Raw genomic sequence first — 19520 nt, 5'->3', positions numbered from 1 at the left:
GCTCAGGATGACAGAGTCTATTTAACTACAAAAAATCTCTAATCCTGTATTCATCATTCTCCATAACTTTCGTCATGACTTTAATCAATTCCTCAGCAATTAAATCCTTACATTCAGGTGTTAGAGGCCCATTGAGCGATAATCGATACTGATCGTATTGATCCTTTGTAAAGAAAATCCATAGGGTTTGATTGCCAATGGGGCGATCTACACTGCCATAATGGTTAGGGATAATTACCTCAAGATCAGCAAAACGAGTATCTCTTGGCTCTTTGATGAAAAAGCCTTGGGTGATGTTAAAAACGACTGTTAATGGTTGGGGTTTCAGGAGCCGCAGATTGATATGGAGTAGTTGGCTTAGCCTATTTCTGATAGCTAATTTTGTCTTATATAATCTTATATTGCCTAAGCCCTTAAGATAGTACGATCTTAGAGTTGAATTGAGATAACTCACCTTAAATTTTTTCGAGAGAAGCAGTTTGTAATAGAGTGTTATTAGATTCAAACCAGGTGAAAACAGCGATTCTTTTAGCCCTGAGTTTTTGATGTACTGTGCGCACTTCTGAAAAGGAGCTGCCTTTATAAATTCATTTTCTATGGACCTGAAAAATTCGATAAATGTATAGTTTTCATCTAAAGATATGTTTATTCTTTTATAGTCAATGAGTAACCCCACAACCGAGTCATAGCGGCTGCCCTCTCGATCGTTATGCAGAACCATAATTGGTATTTTCTTTTGGGAACTTAGCTTATAAAAAACAATATGAACTGCCGCAATTAAGCCCGTGCTCACATTTATATTTTTTTCTTTATGCCATTCCTTAAATTTTTCAACAAAGCTCTCCTCCAGTAGATAGTTGAACAAATTCTTTGGTTGGTTAGCTGCATCAGGTAAATGATGGTTACGGCCAAAACTCAGTTTTTGAAAACCGCTGTTATAGACCTGCCAAAAATCAATTTTACTTTCTAGATCTGTTTCATAACGACTATTATTTTGCTTCACATAGTCTAGGTAACTATATTGTTCTTGAACGGGAATAAGGTTCTTTCCAAGAACTAGGGTTTCGTAATTATTCTTGAGTTGCTCGAGGAAAATTCGGTACGAGGATCCATCAAGAATAATATGAGGGATGATGATATGTAACTCATGTAAGTCCTCTTTCAGTTTAAACAGACAGACTCTGATGAGTGGTTGTTCTACTAAGGGAACAGGCTCCATCGTATTGATATAAAATAATTCATTCATCGCATCCTGATCATACTCGGCACAAAGATCTTCATAGATCCAAGAGAACTGCCCCTGTCTTTTCGATACCTGGATAGGTATATCTTTATGAAAATTTAACCAAAAGACGCCATTATTATTAATAGTAAAGGCCAGAGCTTTATATAAATAATCAGGATTTAATTGGCCCTTGAATTGAATTTGCCTAGGGCAATTAAAGCTGAACCCCATTTTGTTGACGACCCAGAATCCATATTGGGTATCGCTTAGTGCGATTGCTCCTACACGCGAATTTTCAGCGGGCGTTTGCCTTTGATCTTGGGCAAAATATTTATTCAATTCTTTGGCAATGTTAGAGGTAATTTTGTCGATGCTTGGATCGCTAATAAAATACTCGATAGGTAAATTAAGCTCCGGGCATTGTAGTTTATCGTGAACTCGGCTCCTAAGTTCCAAAGACATCAGAGAATCCATTCCTAAAGTAAACAAGTCCTTCTTTTTACTAAGTTGCTCACTAGAGGCAAAACCTAAAACATCGGCGGCAATACTAGATAGCACCTGGCCTAAGATTTCACCCTGTTCCTTCTGGCTATGTTGTTGCAAAAAACTTAAAAATGACTGCTTGGTAGCTGGAGCTGAGGCCTCATTCAGCTCAGAAAACTCTAAGTCTTTGGGCATATTTTTGAAATAGAGATCCCAGTGCATGGGGCATACTACAATTTGCGATAAATCAGATCTGAGCAATAAATCAAGAATAGCAATACTCGTTTGATCCAGGAGAATAAACCCACGCTTTTGTAGTGATTGGAATTGACCTGCAGCCATTCCAATCGAGTGAAAAACTCCCCAGTTAATTGCCAAGGCAGGCAAACCCAGTTGCCGCCTTAAGTGGGCTAAGCCATCTAAGAAACCATTGGCAGCAGCGTAGTTTGCCTGTCGCCTGGAGCCAAGTATTGACGAGGCTGATGAAAACAAAACAAAGAGATCCAAGGGTAAAGTTTTAGTGAGTTGATGTAGGATTAAAGCGCTTTCCATTTTGGCTCTAAATACGTCCTGTAGCTCCTCTTCAGTTAAATCAACAATTAAATTATTTCGAACAATCCCGGCAAGATGAAAAACCCCTTTTAGTGGGTGAGCACTTTGCTGAATACCCTCAATAACTCGCTCCATTTGTCCTAAATTAGCTGCATCTGCCGCGTAATGGCTAAGGCTAACCCCTTTTTTTCTTAGACTATCGATCCAATTTTGGGTATCCAATGAGCATTCAGAGCGACTGGTTATAACAAGCTGTTTCACACCATTACACATAAGATACTCAACTAAGGGTTTTGCTAAACCACCAGTACCACCGGTAATCAGATAACTCGCTTCTGGGTCAAATAAGGTTTTCAGCTGTTGTATCGGCTCGATAATCAGTGTTTTTTTCTTAAGCCTTGGAACATAAATTGCGTCGCGCACTACAACTTGGGTTTCCTCATTTGCTGTATTAAATAGATATTCCAGGCTTGTCGTTAAACCTCTTTTATCATCGAGATCAACGGCATAGTTTCTATTAAACTCAAGCTCATTTTTAAAGCTTTTCCAAAAAGTAGAGGCCAGAGAATGATGAGGATTGATTGGTTCTGAGTCGCTAATCGTATAGGCATGTTCTGTAACGAGGACGAAGCTTGCTGGAAGTGATTTAAACATTCTTTGGCAACAGTGAAACAGCTCTTGAAATTGCCCTTCTTCATAGAGAAAAACTAGATGTTTACCCTCAAGCTGCGCTACTTGATCGATATGATCGATGAGTTGATATTTTAGAAAACCTAATACTCTTTTTACTCTTAGCACATTGGTCGAAATAACCCATAAATCCGGTACCTCTACACCACTTAGTGGATCAGTATTCACCGGTATCCATTTAACCTCATAGAGATGTTCTATGGCACTGTCATAAGATACGGAGTCAACTGCTGGTTCATTATCATCTTTCTGAACTCTATGCCTGTCAGTGGTGTCCAACCAATATTCATTCCGAGCAAAGGGATATTCCGGCAAGGTTACTTTGCTGTAATGCGCAGCCTGATAATAGGAAGCCCAATCAACTTGTTTACCCTGTAGAAAATCACTAACTAGCAAATTAAGTTCCACATCCTCATCTAAATCCAAGCTCTTATTTTTCTGATCTGAGGTTGCAAACTCCCCTCTCTTTAACAATTGACTGGCAGAATAGCTATCCTTGGCTGCGATAGCCAAGCGGTAAGGATAATGCTCCCGATACATCGCTGCAGTAAAACATAAATTATTAAAATCGTCCTTGGTTGTTTCTAAAAACTGCTGGTAACGTTGAACCAAATTATCTAGGCTAGTCTGACTCTTTGCGGACAAAACCAAGACCTTTGTTTTATGCGAGAAGGCTTCTTTGGCTAGTACATTTTCAGGAAACTCTTGAAGAATAATATGGGCATTAGTGCCACTAAAACCAAAGGCACTCACTCCAGCAGATTTTAATCCTGTTTTGCTCTGCCACTCCCTGTTATCTAAAGCAATTTGCGTGGAATCAAGGTTTATATTGGGATTTAAACGATTAAAGTTTAGGTTTTTATAAATTCTCTTTTTTTGCAAGCCAAGGATCACCTTGATCAAACCAGCAACACCGGCAGCACTCTCAAGATGACCAATATTTGTTTTAACAGTGCCAATATATAAGGGATTATCCTTAGCACGCTCCTTGCCATAGACCGCGTTAATTGCGTGAACCTCGATGGGATCGCCAAGAACAGTACCTGTGCCATGTGCCTCAATATAGTTGATATCGTTAGCGCTTAATTGAGCCTGACTCAAAGCCTTGTTCATCACCTCTTCCTGGCTTTTACCATTGGGTACGGTCAAACCTGCGCACTTACCATCATTATTAATTGCTGAACCTTTGATAACCGCTAAAATCCTGTCTTTATCCCGCAAGGCATCACTCATTCGCTTAAGAAATACCACGCCACAGCCCTCAGAGCGGACATAACCATCTGCCCTGGCATCAAAGGTTTTGCATTGGCCATCTGCAGAAAGTGCCTTTGCCTTCGATAAATTAATCAAACCATCAGGCCGCAACAAGATATTGACTCCCCCTGCCAGGGCAAAATCAATTTCGTGGTTTTTCAAACTATTACAGGCATAATGAATAGCGACCAAGGAAGAGGAACAGGCTGTATCAATACTTAAAGCAGGGCCTTTGAAATCAAAGGCATAAGCGACTCGTCCGGGTATTATATTCAAGGCCTTGCCAGTAACCGAAAACATCCCCAGCTCATCGTTAGCAAACCCTCTTTTTTCCAACAAGGTGTAATATTCATGGGAAGAACCAACTCCCGCATAAACGCCTGTTGAACTGCCGCGTAAGGATTGGACTCTATAGTTAGCATTCTCTAAAGCATGATAGCAATTTTCCAAAAATAACCGTTGCTGTGGATCTAAAAACGGGGCTTCGCGGGGGCTGATCCCAAAAAACTCAGGATCAAAGGATTTAATATTATCGACTAAACCTAATTTATTGACATAGGTTTTTCCCGGGGCGTCTGGATTCGGATCATAGTAGAGCTGATTATCCCAACGCTCTAGGGGAATCTCCTTAATACCACTTAGCCCCTCTTCAAGTAGTTGTTCAAAACCCGCTAGATCCGGCGCATTAGGCAGCGAACAGCTCATGCCGATAATTGCAATGGCGTCATTAAGCGGTTCAGAGGGTTCATTTGCTGTCGGCGTCTTGAGGAAATGTTGGCCCAATTCCGATTGTAGGTGCTCTGCTAATTGGTTAATGGATGGATAATCAAAGGCAATTGTGGCCACAACAGGAAGCAAGGGCTGAAGCTGTTTTTTTAAGCGCGTCGCCAATTCAGCCATCATTAAGGAATCAAGACCGATGTCAAAAAAACCCGCATCCGCATCCAAATCCTCAGTATCGTCTATCTCCAAAAGCGCCCTACAGATTTTCGACAGCATGCTCTTACAGGTTGTAAATTGCTGTCCGGCTGCAACCTTAGAATACTCAGTTAACCAGGGTGAAAGCCCCAGATCCTGAGTGGGAGATGGAGCCACTTTTCTGAGATCAGCTAGCAGGGATTTATGAAAAGCAGGTTTGGGTTCAGGAACAAAATCCAGCATAAATTGCAGATAGGCCGGGGAGATGACCGTAACATGGCTTAGCTCGCTATTGAGCAACCGCTGAATGAAAGCTTGCCCCTGCTCATTATGAATTAAAGCCTCTTTTAAACCCTGATCTTGTGAACGCTTTTTTGCCATACCGACTTCAGCCCAAGGTCCCCATTGGATTGCCGTACCCACTAAACCCAAACGCCGGCGCTCGCTAATCAGACCATCTAAAAAGCTATTTGTCGCGCTATAAACAGATTCTTTATTACTACCAAATACTGAAGAAATGGACGAGTAAACAATAAAAAAATCCAGATCATAATTCTTACTTAGCTCATGTAAATACCAGCCTCCCTTGACCTTGGCAGAAAAGACTTGGTCAATATCTCGCTCCTGATGTTCTAGCAACGATTTATTAAGCGATGCGCCTGCGGCATGAACAATGCCCTTTAACAATCCATCCTCATTGATCGACTCTAAGAGCTTTTGCAGGCTCGCCTTATCAGAAATATCCACACTCATTGGGCGAATAAGGCTCTCAGGATAATTTGCTTGTAGCTTTTTAATTGTTGCCAGGATTGTGGGTTCATCGACGGTTCTTGAAACAAGGACCAACTCTCTTGCCCCCGCAGCTAGCAAGGCTTGCGCGGTGATTAAACCTAAGCCGCCGCAACCACCGGTTATAAGATAGCGACCATCTATGCCATGTCGAACGTAGTGAGACATCTCCTGAATGTGGCATGGTGCTAATCCCGGAGATGTCTCTCTACGTTCGACATGACGTAAGTGGCCTAGTGCTAATCCCGGAGATCCCTCACGGCGTTCGGGATGACAGAGGTCTTGTTCGAGATAACGGAGATTTCGTTCGGGTAGAGGAGTTGGTTTTAAATAAGAAACCCGTCGCTTTCCCTCACGATAAGCAACAATATGATCGTAGGATTGACCATGGTTATATTTCATTTCATCAAGGATTTGTTCGGCGAAATTACCCGCATCCCTGTTATCCAAATCAATGAGGATTGTTTGGAATTGCGGTAACTCAAGACAGAGTGTTTTGCAAAATCCTTTGAGAGGACTACTCACCAGTTCTGCCGCATCGTCCGTCAGGAAGACAAGCCGCAATTTAAGGGCTTTGTCCGTTAAGGTTTTAAGCAAGAACAATATTTTTTTTAGACTATTCTTTTGCCAGTCAACCTGTAAATCGATGTCTTCTGACAAGGGTGAATTAAAACCTTCTGCAAAGATAATCCCATCGAGCTCTTCGAGCGAATAGTTATCGCTTTCTCGGATAATAGTTAGTCCCTTTTCTTTCAGGCCAAAATCCCCCTGTTCCTCCCCTACTAAAAGCCAGCGCTGCCCTGACTCTCTATAATTGTTTTTATCAATTGGCTGCTGTTGCCACTCTAATTTGAAAGACCAATCTTCATCTACGTCATGTCGAACATAGTGAAACATCTCCTGATGTTCGGGATGGCCGGCAGTTGTTCTTGCCTCATGCCAATAAGCTTTTCTATCAAAAACATATAAGGGCAAATCAACCGGATTAAACTCTGCCTTTGATCTTAGGTTGGCACCAGAGAGAAAGGATTCATAATCCTGCTGGGCATCATTAGTGCTCAAGACAGGCTCTTTTTCGATGCTTGTTTTTTTAATCGCATAATAGCTAGACTCAATTTTTTTAATGAGCGACTCTTTATCTTGCGCAATAATTGCGCATCTAAATTTATAATGATCTCGACAATTAATGAGGGTATGACATAGATCGTAAAAACTCACTTCGGAGGTCTGCAAATAGTGCAAATGGCTTTTTAACATTTGGCGCAAGGAGAATTCAGAGTTTGCAGAAATGACAAAACAGGCTGCATCCCCCTTCTCTTCACTAGGTTTACTAACGGGAATAGTTGGCGGCTCTTCAATAATGGCGCTCACGTTTGTGCCGGTAAAACCAAAATTGGATATTTGCACATATCTTTTTTTATCGCTGCGTTTAGGAAAGGGTCTTGCCTGAACCGGGAATAAGGCCGGAATACTATCAGGATCCACTGCCCCATTTGCTGTTGAATAGTGCAAATTTGCAGGAATCATCTCCTGCTTAAAAGAAGCAATTACCTTAACAAGAGCCGCAATTCCTGAGGCAGAAATCGTATGCCCCAAATTCGATTTTAAGGCACCGATAATAAGTGGATTGTCCTTTGAATGCTTGCCTTGATGAATGCTTTGGATCGCCTCTAATTCAGAAGAATCCCCAAGAATAGTCCCTGTTCCATGAGTTTCTATGTAATCAATATCAGTTGCAGACAAATGGGCGCTCTCTAAGACTGAATGATGCATTGTGACTTGAGCCTCAACATTGGGCGCAGCCATACCCATTCCACCACCATCCTGGTTCATGACTATGCCTTTGATAACTCCCTGAATTTTATTCTGGTCTTTAAGCGCATCATCTAAACGTTTAAGCACAACAACTGCACATCCTTCTGATCGAACATAGCCATCGGCATTGGCATCAAAACTTCTTGATTCACCGACAGCTGAAATCATATTGGCCTTAGATAAGCCTATCCAAACCTCGGGACAAAGACTTAGATGGACACCGCCAACAATGGCCATATCGCATTGCTTATTCTTTAATGCCGTCACAGCAAGATAAAGCGCTGCTAAAGAGGAAGAACAAGCCGTATCCACCGTAATAGCAGGACCTTTTAAATTGAGAAAATAAGAAAGCCGCCCTGCCGCAGCACTGGCAGCAGAACCAATATAGGTATAGGCATTAAATTGTATATTGTCTTTATAATTCAGTTGGCTGTAATCATGCGTGGAAAGGCCGCAATAAACTCCCGTATTAGAATTTTTTAGTGATTCAAGAGTGATATTTGCATCGTTTAAGGCGCGAATGGCTATTTCCAGGAAGAGGCGGTGCTGCGGATCAATTTGCTTTGCTTCAAGCGGTGAAATTTTAAAGAAGGCCGCGTCGAATAACTTCGGATCCTCCATAAAACCACCTTTGCGGCAAACGATTTTATCCTCCTTCTGGCGATCAGCATCATAATAGCTATCAATGTCCCAGCGGTTTTTCGGTACCTCTTTAATAGGTGTTTGCGCTTTTAGCAACATATCAAAAAAAGCATTAACATCCTCAATATCTTGGTTAATCCCGGGAAATTGACAATTCACACCAACAATAGCAATAGGCTCATTCATGTCACAATGTTCGTTCTTAGGCATAATAATTTCCAAGGATTAGAGTTTTTGTAATAAATAACAGAGGTATTTTTGTTCGCCATTGATAAAACCATTATAAACAGCAGACCCCTTGACTGCCGAAATTTCACAGGCAGCATGACGCCATATTGCAGGATAGGTTGCATTAATATGAGCCTTTCGTCTATCTGAAATACCTGCTAAGGAACGAAGAACCTGGGGTGTGATATCAAAGCGCTCGAGTCTTTGCATTCCTGAATCGCTAAAGCATTTATCTAAGGCCTCCACTTGTGAGCGCTGACGAAGATCAGCAAATGCCAGATAGCCCTTGGGCCTAAGTATGCGTTGAACCTCACTGATAAAGCCTTCCATTGAGGGATAGAGATGCGAGGACTCGACGTTAATAACAACATCTACACTCTCATCGGGAATGGGCAACTTGTCAGCAGAGCCTTGTAGCCATTGCATATTTTCAGACTGATTATGCTGTTGACAGAATGCAATTGCCTTTTCCGATAAATCGATTCCAATATAGGATCGGGGCTTGTAATACTCAACTAAGTAGACCCCGCCAGCACCTTGGCCACAGCCAATCTCTGCAAGGTCTTTGCCTTGAAGATCTATAGCTTGCACAACACGATGGTAGAGTTGAATAAAGAAACGATTTTGCTCGTCTTCGGGTTTTAGCGCTAGGGTAGTGTCATCCTGATAACCATAATTCAAAAAGATATTTTTTCCTGAATTATTATTAGTTGCATATTTGTTATAAACCCATCGGACTAATACCAAGCGTAAATAAGGGGATAAGCGAGTTAAAAAGCGATAGATCTTCATTGCCTTGCTGGATTTCATCGTACTAAGCACCTAGGTTTCTATGTTAAGCATAGCCTATCAAATCATCTATTAATCCTGATTCAATGACAAGGATTTTTGCCCCTCATCCGCCCTACAGACACCTTCTCCCCGCGATCGGGGAGAAGGGATTCCCATTTTTCCCTTCGCCCCTCTGGGGAGAAGGTGCCCGTAGGGCGGATGAGGGGCGATTCTTGTACAGGTCTCGAAACGTCACTGTGAAAGACCTAAAAGCTTCCTCAGCCTGAACGGATTTGATATTGATAGTTTTACCTGCCCTGTTGTAATATCGTTTGAGACACAATTTTCATGCTAAAGAGGCGAAGATCGATACTGACGCAGGGCTTTATTATAAAGAAGCACAAGCATTATTCTTGCCCGTGACCCCCAGACCTGAGATCAATGGATTTGAACTAAAGATAAGTAATCAGCATTATCTTTTTTACGTTAACGATACCCCATTTAATACCAGTAGTTCTGCATTCGTCGCCATGAATAAGTATTCTACTAATCAAATTTTAGCAACCGCAGATATTCCTGTACCTAAAGGAGTTTTATTCCATAGCTCAGATCTCCAAAGTGAACCGCTCGAAAATATAATTACCGATTTGAGGTTTCCTTTGGTTATTAAGCCGGTCGATGGTTCCCTAGGCCTAGGGGTCTTATGCAATATTAAAACTATTAATGAACTATCTTTGTATTTGGAACAATATTCTGCTTCCTATCCCAGAATGATCATCGAAGAGTATTATGGAGGCTTACAATCTTACCGTGTATTAGTGTTTAATCGACGGGTAATCGGTGTAGTTTTATGCCTTTCAGCAAGGGTATTGGGTGATGGGAAACATACTATTCAAGAACTGATCGCATTGACCAACATCAAGCGCAAAGAAACCAATGACAAATTAGGCCCCATAGTTTTTGATGATGAATGTCAGATCCGGCTTAAAGAACTTGGTATCGATAAACGATACATTCCTGCTTTGGGAGAGGTCATCGTCTTGGGTTATACCTCTAACCCTCTCAGAGGTGGTTCCTACGAAGCTCTAGGGGTAAAAATTTGCAAAGAAAATCGTAAATTAATGATCAAGGTTGCAAAAACACTAAATCTAGGATTGGCTGGAATTGATTTAGAATGCACAGATATCAATACGCCTATCTCGCAATCACAGGGTGTAATCCTTGATGTTAATCACCGCCCAAGTATGTCAATTCATGAGCTCCCGATAACTGGTAAACCACAAGCTGTTACCAAAAAAATCATGCGATCCTTTATTTTTCGCCATCCTTTTTCTTATTTATATATCTTGTATTCAAATAAAAGGACTCGTTTTTACCTAAGAGCGATGATTTTAGCGCTTGTTGCAATATCCGTTTTCTTGTTCGTTTATTGATAATAGGTCCCTCCCAAAGACGTACGTCATGTCGAACGTAGAGAGAGATCTCTTAAGTGTAGCACTGTGCTAATCTCGGAGATCCCTCACTATGTTCGGGATGACGGGGTCTTTATCAATGTTTGCCCTTAAGGGGCTGGGGCGCTCAGGATGACGGGTTATGTTAAGATGACATTACTTGATAATTGGGTTATTAAGCTCTCTTCGCATAAATCATATATTGATTAAACCCCAGCTTCTCATAAACCTCACTTCGATTAGTTTGGATAAGATAGCCCTGCTCTTGTAAATAAGAGCTAATAAGCTCAAGTCGATTATCAATATTATTCACTTCGATACATAATTGCTGAATCATAGGAAATTGCGCGGTTTTAATGCTCTTCACAACATCAAACTCAGCCCCTTCAACATCAATTTTTATAAAATCAATATGATTTATCCCATTGTTTTCAATAAAACGACCGAGTGATGTCAGTTGACACTGAACTTTTTTCTCAGAGGTCTGATTTTTAAAATTCCTTTTAATCAGATAATTTCGCATAAAAGGCAAAAATTTCAGTTGGTAATATAAAAATTTGTCGCGAAATTGCGAAATTTCTAATAAGACATCATAGTCAAGCAAAGGATTATAATTGGAGACCATTTTATCTTCCGGCTTAAAGGTTGCGGTCGAAAAATCATCGCCAAAAAGAGTAAATTCTACCGAACAATCTTCAACGACATCACCAATTCCAAGGTTATAGATACGTGTCTTATTTTTGAATGGTGCTAAATTTTTTTTAAGGCATTCAAAGGTGGAAGGAATAGGCTCAAAACTATAGATTAAGGCGTCGTATTCACATTGTTTCAGGGCAAAGAGGGAAAACAACCCAATATTTGCCCCTACATCAATAATAGTCGAGCCAGGATTGAAACTATGATTAGATAGCAAATAAGCATTTTGATAAAAAATTTCATAAATTAATTCACGTGTTTCATACTCATTTATGAAATACAGATTACCAATTGAAAACTCTTTATTTAAAATCGGATCGGGCATCTGCTTTAACCTTTCTCTCAAAGAACTGTCCCATTGGGGCAAATATCGGGAAAGGACTTCGAACCAGCCCCCCCTCATCAATCTTTCGGATACCTATAGACTTACCAACCCGGCCTACTTTCCTAACCCATTAAAAAACCTAGCTACAAAATAAGACCATACCTATATTCTGTAATAAGATTTAAATCGGTAATCACCTCAGTTGGGCGATGCACAATCGCTTCAATCTCTGCCAATGTCTTGACTGGCTTATTGAGATAATAATCAATCACCTGTTGTTTATCAGAAGGAAATAGGGGTTTCCCATCTATTTTTAATTCTGCGAGAATCGTTTTGGCCTCAGGTCTAGTCAGCTTTTTCCGCCAATCAAAATCCGCAGCAACAACAAAGTTTTCATAGAAATAAGCATGCCTAAAGGCTATTGCTGCCGTTTTTAAGGCATCTGGAGAGTATGTTGAATTGTAGGTAAAAACAGCATTAGGGGACATATGACTTCTAATTAACTCTATAAATTCAATAGACAACAGATTAGTGGCATAAGCCCGCCAATGGAAGGTCGAGTTTGAAATGATTAAATCATAGATCTTGTCAGGATGATTTCTTAGCCAACGCCTGCCATCATCGATAACCAAGTTGACCCTAGGATCATTAATACCGGCAAATTGTGGTGGATAATCTTGAATAGCTTGTAAATATCCGGGATTAATCTCTATAACATCAATCTTTTCAACACTTGGAAAACTAGTCGCCAATTTAAGCCAGGTTCCAATCGATAAACCAATCATCAGAATGCGCTTGGGTTTTTCTTGTAAGACAGGAAGGATTAATAAACGGTTAATCTTGTTTGTATTGGCAACTGGATCAAGATTTGTACTGCCATCATAGACATTCCCGCCAAAAACAGTATCCCCTCCTTTAGTGCCATAGATAGAGATAATGCCATACTGATTTTCTATGATCCGCTTAATGGTAGATAAGGGATAAGAGAGGTGGGCGATCAAGTAATTGGCATTCAAACTTAAGAACCCAGCAAACATTAGACTCATTATCATGGTTAAAGAACCAAGAGCAATTGGCCTTAACTGCTTTAATAAACAAAACCCTCCAAGAGCAAAGGTTAAGATTGCGCAGACAATAACGGCTTGTTGCGTTGTAAAAAATACCAGCAAAATATAAGTCACAAAAATGGGACCTAAGGTAGCCCCAATGATATTGGCTACATAGACCCTTGAAATTTTCTTAGCCAGCTGCTTATCGGAGGGAGAAACCCCAAGAAAATGGGCAATCGGGAAAATTACAGCCTTGAGTAAGGCAGAAATAAAAATAAAAAAAGCCGCTAAATTCATAGGATAAGGGGGAGCAAAATATGTTGAATAAATAAAGGGGCCAAGCAGATCAAAAAAACTAGCAGTCACCAAGGTAATACCACTGACAAACCAAAGGTTAAAACGAGAATCACAAAATCGTTTACCAATCAATGCACCAAAGGCAATACCCAATAAATAATATACTAGAACAAAAGCAAAGGCATGAGGCCTGACTTGAAGGCTATAACTAAAAATTCTTATCCAAAGAATTTCAGTACATAGAGAAAGGAATCCGGTCAAAAATGATAATAAGCTAGCCAGAAAAATCATTTGTCCCTGCCAAAGGCGATAACTGCTGTAATAGCAATTGTAAAATTAATGAAAACAGCGTTGTAAATCACTTCCTCTATATCAAAAACAGGCAAGAAAATATAGCCAGGGAGTATAGCGCCTAGCGCACCACCAATTGTGTTAGAAAAATATAACTCACCAACTGAGTAACCAATATTTTTTCTTATTGAGCTAACATGTTTGACCAAAACCGGGAAGGTAGCCCCCATTAATAAGGTTGGGAAAAAAAGAATAGCATAGCAAGATAGAAAGCTTAGCCATCGACTTGCTTCAACACTAGGGAGTGTTGCAACCTCTGCAATAATAGAAGAACTAAAAAAACCAAAAAAAGCGATACCTAATTCTGCTAACACATAGATAAACAATAATTTGGCTACAAATTTATCAGCAAGATAACCTCCTATTATCCCCCCTACCCCCAAACCAAGCATGAAAACAGAGACGACGATGGTAATTGACTCCAGATCCACACCATAGACATTAAATAACATGCGTTGCCACATCAGTTGGTAAATTAAGGCAGAAACACCCGAGAGGAAGAATAAAACATGGAGCACAATGAGATTTTGGGAAACCACTAAGGGTTTATTCATAAATCATCCTGAAAAATAGTAATTATCATATAAAATTTGAAATAGATTACAATCTACAGGCTAATGACGCAATGAGCCCTCTTTCTTTAATTAATAGTTTTCCCTATGATGATAAAAATACTGTCAGCTAAACAAGGGTCTTATGCAAGCTCTCGAGCATTTTGTTTGTTCACATCCCTATTTCTCTATGCTTGTCTTTATAGGTATAGGTATTTTGTTGAAAAGCTTTAGACGAATGAATTTAACTGCTATCCGATTAAACCTTGAAGATCTTGAATTAGCCTTAAAAGATAATGATCTTGAAAAAGCGGATTTCTATCTACAACGATTAAAATCAGGCTTTGGGTATTCTAAATAACACCATCATCCTGAACAGAGTGAAAGAGCTCTCAAATGTGTCTTTGCAGTATTTTGCCCTTAAATTGACAGCTATGCACCTGCGCTGTTATTCCACATCCCCCTAATTCCGATAGTTAAAATTTCAATATGTGATACTCAGATAATTTGTTTAATCTGATTATAATCAGTCGGATAAATTTTAGCTCATTTTTTAGTGTTAAAACGATTTTAGTTTCTTTAAACAACCGTCGGCCGGTACAGAGAAATATTCCTATTCCAATATAGCTAGTCTAAGCCTAATGGCTATTGGCGCAGCAGCTATCCTAACCGCTGCCTTAGCACTTGCTCGCGTCATTTCAATCACTTTACCCATAAGTGCTGCGGTCTTGGCTATTGGCAGCCTACTACTTCTCACCGGCGCGGCCATTTTATTCTTTAATAAGGATGATAGGAGCATCAATGAGATGGATAAACGGTGCTAATCTCGGAGATCCTTCTCTGCGCTCTGGATGACGTAGTGTTGAAACAAGGAGGGACGTGACCTTACTACAGACACTTGTGTAGATACCTATGCATCCACCCTTTGGGGAGAAGGTGACGCGAAGCGACGGATGAGAGGAGTTCCCCTCGATCAGTAACTAAGCCCCTTTGCACTTTGCTCAATCTCAGCAGCACAGTGACTCAAAGTCAGATGTTCATTATGGAAAAAGATTGCATTACTTAGATCTGAAACATCAGCACCAACAAGATAAGAACCCAGGCTATAGCCTGCTGTAGTACCCATTGCAGCACCAGCACCAGCCCCAATAGTTAGACCAACCACAGCAATGACCCCAGCGATTGTGCCACTTAGATCAAGAGCCCAGGGACTAAAAGGCCCTGTCGCTATACCGACACAAACAAAGATGCCAATAAAGCCAACAACCGCACCTATAGGTAGCCCTAGTAACAAACCAACAGCAGAACAAGCCAGAAGGCCAAGTGCCCTTGCCCAGGGATAGCTGATATCCGCTTTTTGCTCATATTGATGACAGAGGGTAGTTAGCTTAGGTAGGTTTTTTCGCAGTGCTTCTTCGGAAGTAGTTTCTTGCAGGATGACTGTTAGTCGCTCTACTAAGGATGGTGCCCAGTTCATTTTTGTTCGGGCCAAAGAGAAAAAGTAACTTTGCTGAAGATCTATTTCGGCCAATGCTCTCAATCTGTTCAAGGCATTAACGAAGGTCGCGATCTCAGACTTTCGCTCAAAACGCTCATTAAAACCCTTAATCGCTGAATCAAACTTACTTAACAAACTTGGCATCCTATTTCTCAAGAGCAACTTTTTTGTGGCAATATATAAAAAAAACACTCTTTCTGTCAATTTTTCATTCTTTTCAAGGTGTATCGCCCTTAGCACTAGAGGTTTATTCTAACCACAAGAATGATATAATTTCACACACTGTGTTTTATTAATGGAAACAAAGAGTGCGTTACAGCGATTTTCGGAAAATGCTACAAACTATCATTGCGGAACAATTAGATAAGAATCAATGCCCTAACCCCATATTTCTGTTAAAGGAACTACTGCAAACCTATCTTTCACGCCTCCCCCAAGGCCAAACACTTTTTGCTCCCGCAATTAAGGAAATCCAATTTTTTAATGCGCAATTAACCGATCAAACCTCTCTTGATGAGTTAGTTAAGTTGCTTGAGGACTACTATCTATGCCAGGCCAACCCACGAGAGCCCAATGCATTAAAGGCCTGTTTCATGGCTTTTTTCCATTACTATCGTTTTTCTTTTAATCGAACACTGCTGCTAGAGTCGGAAATTATAGTGAAATACATCTTGCTTCCTTTATCACTGCATAGCAGGGATAAAAGAGACAGCGTAGTTAGTTCATGGCTTGAACAAGAAGGAATGTTTAATATTGCGCAATTTATTATTCCTGAAACTAGCCGTAAGGCTGTTATGGACAGATTAAGAGAGGAATTTGATGATATAGAGTCCTTAGAAGGCGCCTTTCCTACCTTATCCGATACAGAACAAGAAGAAATTATCAAAACCTTAGTTGCAAAATGTGATAAAGGAAAAAGCCAGGAGCGAAATTACATCTATTGTTACATTTTAAGTGCAATAAGAATTCCCACTACCTACGTAGAAACAGTGGCTAAGCATCAGCTCAAAATTTTGCTTGATCATAAAAGGGTTAAATATATAGATAAGGTGCTGTTTCGCCCAGATATCTTACCTCTTGTTCTTGAGGAGTTGATTCAGTTTTTACTGGACGAATTGGAAAGCAAGGATAAGGAGCGATTAAGCACAGCGATTGAACTATTAACAAATTTGCTTTCCCAGCCTGTTCTCATTTCAGAAGAAGTTCATTCTACGTTGCAAGAAAAATGCCTGGCGCAATTACAAACTTACAAAGCGCTGCAACCTAGTGAATTGAAAACTCAAGATGATTCGGTGACTAAGCTACTCCAGCTAATGGCTAAACTTAATTTTTCTGAACCTCAGCCTCCTCGTCATGTCCAATGTTTGCCTCAAAAGGGTTGGGACTCTCAGGAGTTAATAACAACTCTTTTGACTATGCTTAGCTCAGATTCCCTCCTGATACAATGCTATGCTCTACGGCTTTTAGCTTCATCTATGCAAAATCGCTTGCTTTCTACAGCGCAAGTCAGGTTGCTCATTACCCATTATTCTAGCAATCAAAATGGCGCAATTCGGCAAGAAATAGGACAGGTTTTGACTGTAGCAATGATATCAGATGCCATGATTAAAGAGTTTCTAGCGCAATTAGTCGCGGAAATTAATAGGCCGGAAATGGATTATTACTCTGCCAGGGATTTAAATCATTTCTTATCATCGAAGAGAAATACTCAGCTTAAATTAGATTTCTTAGGGGAATGGATACCTCACTTAGTCTCAGAAGATGAACAATTACGGAAAACAGCTTGTGCTCTTATAAAAGAGATGAGAGATATTCCAGCCACCCTAGCCCAGCTGTTGATCGATATTGCACAAAACAAACTCTATCCAGAGGCACAGAACGCTGCTCGCGAAGCACTGACTCGCATTAAAGCAGCGCCAAAAGAGTTACAAGCAAGTGTTTATCTTGCGGCAATTGCTGGTCAAAGGGGTGACAGCTTGCTGAAAACAGTCAATCAATTAGTTATTCCTGAAAACTATCAGCTTTCAATGATTAGCAACTGCAGAGACCAAATAATCCAGATGATCAAAGCTCGACGTCTTCGCTCAGACCATAGTTTTCTAACATTTACTCAAATTGCGAACTCTACTAGTGATAAAGAGATACAGAGAGAGAGCGTGGTGGCTCTTTTCAGAATCATTGCCTTATATAATTACAACGGGACTTTAGAGGCGGTAAGTTGTTTGAGCTTAATTAAGCCCTTATCCTTAGAATTGAGATACGAGATCATTTTCGCGCTGCTAAAACTTATAAATCATGGCAGCCAAGATCCCAATCTGAGAGTTCTAGTAACGGGTCAACTTCTATTAGAGAGGCAATTTAAGGCCTTGAATAATATGTTATTAGGTTGCAATGATTCCTCTATGCACGGTTTTATCTTAGCTTCTCTCGAAAAGATGCAAGCAAGCGTAGCGCCATATTCAGACACTTGGTTTACCTTGGAAAAATTCATCCAACAGGTTGAAATCGAAATGCCTCTCTTACCTGAGATGTTTCGCCAGCTTCCTACTGAAGTCAACGAGCGAATTATTGCTGCTCAGGCTGGGGCTTGAAATCCTCTTAAGTATCCCGAGATCCCGCGGTCAAACCCATAGGTATCTACACAAGTGACTGTAATAGACGCACGTCATCCAGAGCGCAGTGAAGGATCTCCGGGATTAGCACGGTGCCACATTCAGGAGATCCTTCGCTATGCTCTGGATGACGTAATGTTGAGACAAGGAGGGACATTTGTGTAGATACCTATGGGTCAAGCCGCGGGGATTCGGAGCTAGTTAGTAGATTTCTATGTTTTGTCCCTACAAAAGCCAAGGCTACAAATGAAATTAGATCTTAAGATTCCGTTAATCTTCATAGAGTAAACTCTTTCTCATCTAGCGATAAAATCATCGTTCTAAGGTGTGATAATGCTCTCGAAAGCTCAGATTCAACAAGCAATACAAAATCTAAATCTCCTTATTGCCAATCCCGATACCTCAGCTCACTGGTTCACATTAAATAATGGGGAACTTATTACAAAAAATTGGCTTCTCCAAACCGATGATGAAGGTATTAGTGAATTGGAAAGCTATCTCCAAGGCCTTATTGATGAAGTATCAAGTGAAGATGTTGATTTTAACGACCACTCCTATCTAAGTTTGTTTATTAGCTTGCAATATTTCCTTCATTTAGAACCCAACCAAATTCTTGAAGGGGTTAATCTAAACTTAGCCAATAATCCCTATCTCCAGCGTAAAGAACTTAATTTAAAAAGTCTGGAGCATATGAATCCAGCACAAGTACAAAGTCAGTGCAACTCCATTAGCAATCAAAGGGCCTTAATTGAGTTTGATACTTTGTTACAAAGCTTTGTCACCAAGGCACAAGAGCCCTTAGATCTCAAAGCGGTCCTGTTAAGTTTGTTGGATAGTTATCAAAGCCCTTGGCATGCTTCTTTTACAAGAAACCATCTTCATCTTGAGACCTACAAAAAGGCTATCAAAGATTGCCAGGATAATCGCGACTTGCTACTAGTGCTAAACGCTATGGAATTCAGCCTAGGTCAGAAGAACCAGCATGAGCCTATGCAAAGCTTAATCCACTATGGCAAGTGGCTTATTGAGTTTACTAACCAGCATCAGGATAAGAGCCTGGCTAAATTCAAAGAGTATTTCGTCTGTCAGGAGTTAAAAAGACAGGTTGCGCAGGAAACTCGACAAATGCTTGGTGAAAACCGTGCACACTTCTTCACTAAAGAACACATAAGATGTCAGGAAACTGCTAGTAGAACCCAATCTTTGGTTCGCTAACCCAATCATTGCGAGAAACGTACTTTTTTAAAATGAAACCTTGACTGTAACAGAGTTGTTACAATTGCAGCGCCTCTTGTTATACCCCTATTACATTCCTTCTTTAGA

General features: G+C 40.4%; 11 protein-coding genes. 5 read left to right on the top strand and 6 right to left on the bottom strand.

Annotation, left to right across the window (positions count from 1 at the left end; genetic code table 11):
• Positions 1 to 25 precede the first annotated feature (25 nt).
• Positions 26 to 8578 (bottom strand): SDR family NAD(P)-dependent oxidoreductase, encoded by an 8553-nt coding sequence (locus tag BN1094_RS15345; RefSeq protein WP_044012029.1) that lies wholly within the window; start codon positions 8576 to 8578, stop codon positions 26 to 28.
• A gap of 15 nt (positions 8579 to 8593) precedes the next feature.
• Entirely contained in the window at positions 8594 to 9406 is an 813-nt protein-coding gene (locus tag BN1094_RS15340) for a class I SAM-dependent methyltransferase (protein ID WP_052403332.1), read from the bottom strand.
• A 293-nt stretch (positions 9407 to 9699) separates the two neighbouring features.
• On the opposite strand from BN1094_RS15340, the gene BN1094_RS15335 reads away from it, so the two are divergent.
• Positions 9700 to 10800, top strand: a complete 1101-nt coding sequence (locus tag BN1094_RS15335; protein ID WP_245614373.1) for a UDP-N-acetylmuramyl peptide synthase — start codon at positions 9700 to 9702, stop codon at positions 10798 to 10800.
• A 193-nt stretch (positions 10801 to 10993) separates the two neighbouring features.
• On the opposite strand, the gene BN1094_RS15330 is transcribed toward BN1094_RS15335, so the two are convergent.
• The 3 genes from BN1094_RS15330 to BN1094_RS15320 form a co-directional block, all read right to left on the bottom strand.
• Positions 10994 to 11839 carry an FkbM family methyltransferase gene (locus BN1094_RS15330; protein WP_044012028.1) on the bottom strand — a complete coding sequence of 282 codons (846 nt, stop codon included), beginning with the start codon at positions 11837 to 11839 and terminating at the stop codon, positions 10994 to 10996.
• A 143-nt stretch (positions 11840 to 11982) separates the two neighbouring features.
• Positions 11983 to 13476 carry a spermine/spermidine synthase domain-containing protein gene (locus BN1094_RS15325; protein WP_044012027.1) on the bottom strand — a complete coding sequence of 498 codons (1494 nt, stop codon included), beginning with the start codon at positions 13474 to 13476 and terminating at the stop codon, positions 11983 to 11985.
• Entirely contained in the window at positions 13473 to 14090 is a 618-nt protein-coding gene (locus BN1094_RS15320; RefSeq protein ID WP_044012026.1) for a fused MFS/spermidine synthase, read from the bottom strand. Before BN1094_RS15320 ends, BN1094_RS15325 begins: the two co-directional genes overlap by 4 nt.
• A gap of 142 nt (positions 14091 to 14232) precedes the next feature.
• Between BN1094_RS15320 and BN1094_RS15315 the strand changes: the two genes are divergently transcribed.
• Positions 14233 to 14448, top strand: a complete 216-nt coding sequence (locus BN1094_RS15315) for a hypothetical protein (protein WP_044012025.1) — start codon at positions 14233 to 14235, stop codon at positions 14446 to 14448.
• Between the two features lie 280 nt (positions 14449 to 14728).
• Positions 14729 to 14911, top strand: coding sequence for a hypothetical protein (locus BN1094_RS19705; protein WP_141650499.1), 183 nt, complete (start codon positions 14729 to 14731; stop codon positions 14909 to 14911).
• Positions 14912 to 15060: 149 nt separating this feature from the next.
• Here BN1094_RS19705 and BN1094_RS15305 read toward each other — a convergent pair whose 3' ends face one another.
• Positions 15061 to 15729 carry a hypothetical protein gene (locus BN1094_RS15305; protein ID WP_044012022.1) on the bottom strand — a complete coding sequence of 223 codons (669 nt, stop codon included), beginning with the start codon at positions 15727 to 15729 and terminating at the stop codon, positions 15061 to 15063.
• A gap of 164 nt (positions 15730 to 15893) precedes the next feature.
• Between BN1094_RS15305 and BN1094_RS15300 the strand changes: the two genes are divergently transcribed.
• Entirely contained in the window at positions 15894 to 18176 is a 2283-nt protein-coding gene (locus BN1094_RS15300) for a hypothetical protein (RefSeq protein WP_141650498.1), read from the top strand.
• A 354-nt stretch (positions 18177 to 18530) separates the two neighbouring features.
• A complete protein-coding gene (locus BN1094_RS15295) occupies positions 18531 to 19412 on the top strand; it encodes a hypothetical protein (RefSeq protein WP_044012020.1) in 882 nt (293 codons plus the stop codon).
• Positions 19413 to 19520: the final 108 nt, after the last annotated feature.

This window comes from Legionella massiliensis, assembly GCF_000756815.1.
In the GTDB taxonomy this organism is placed as follows: domain Bacteria; phylum Pseudomonadota; class Gammaproteobacteria; order Legionellales; family Legionellaceae; genus Tatlockia; species Tatlockia massiliensis.
The sequence above is the reverse complement of the archived record's forward strand: the minus strand, read 5'-3'. Positions and strand labels throughout refer to the sequence as shown.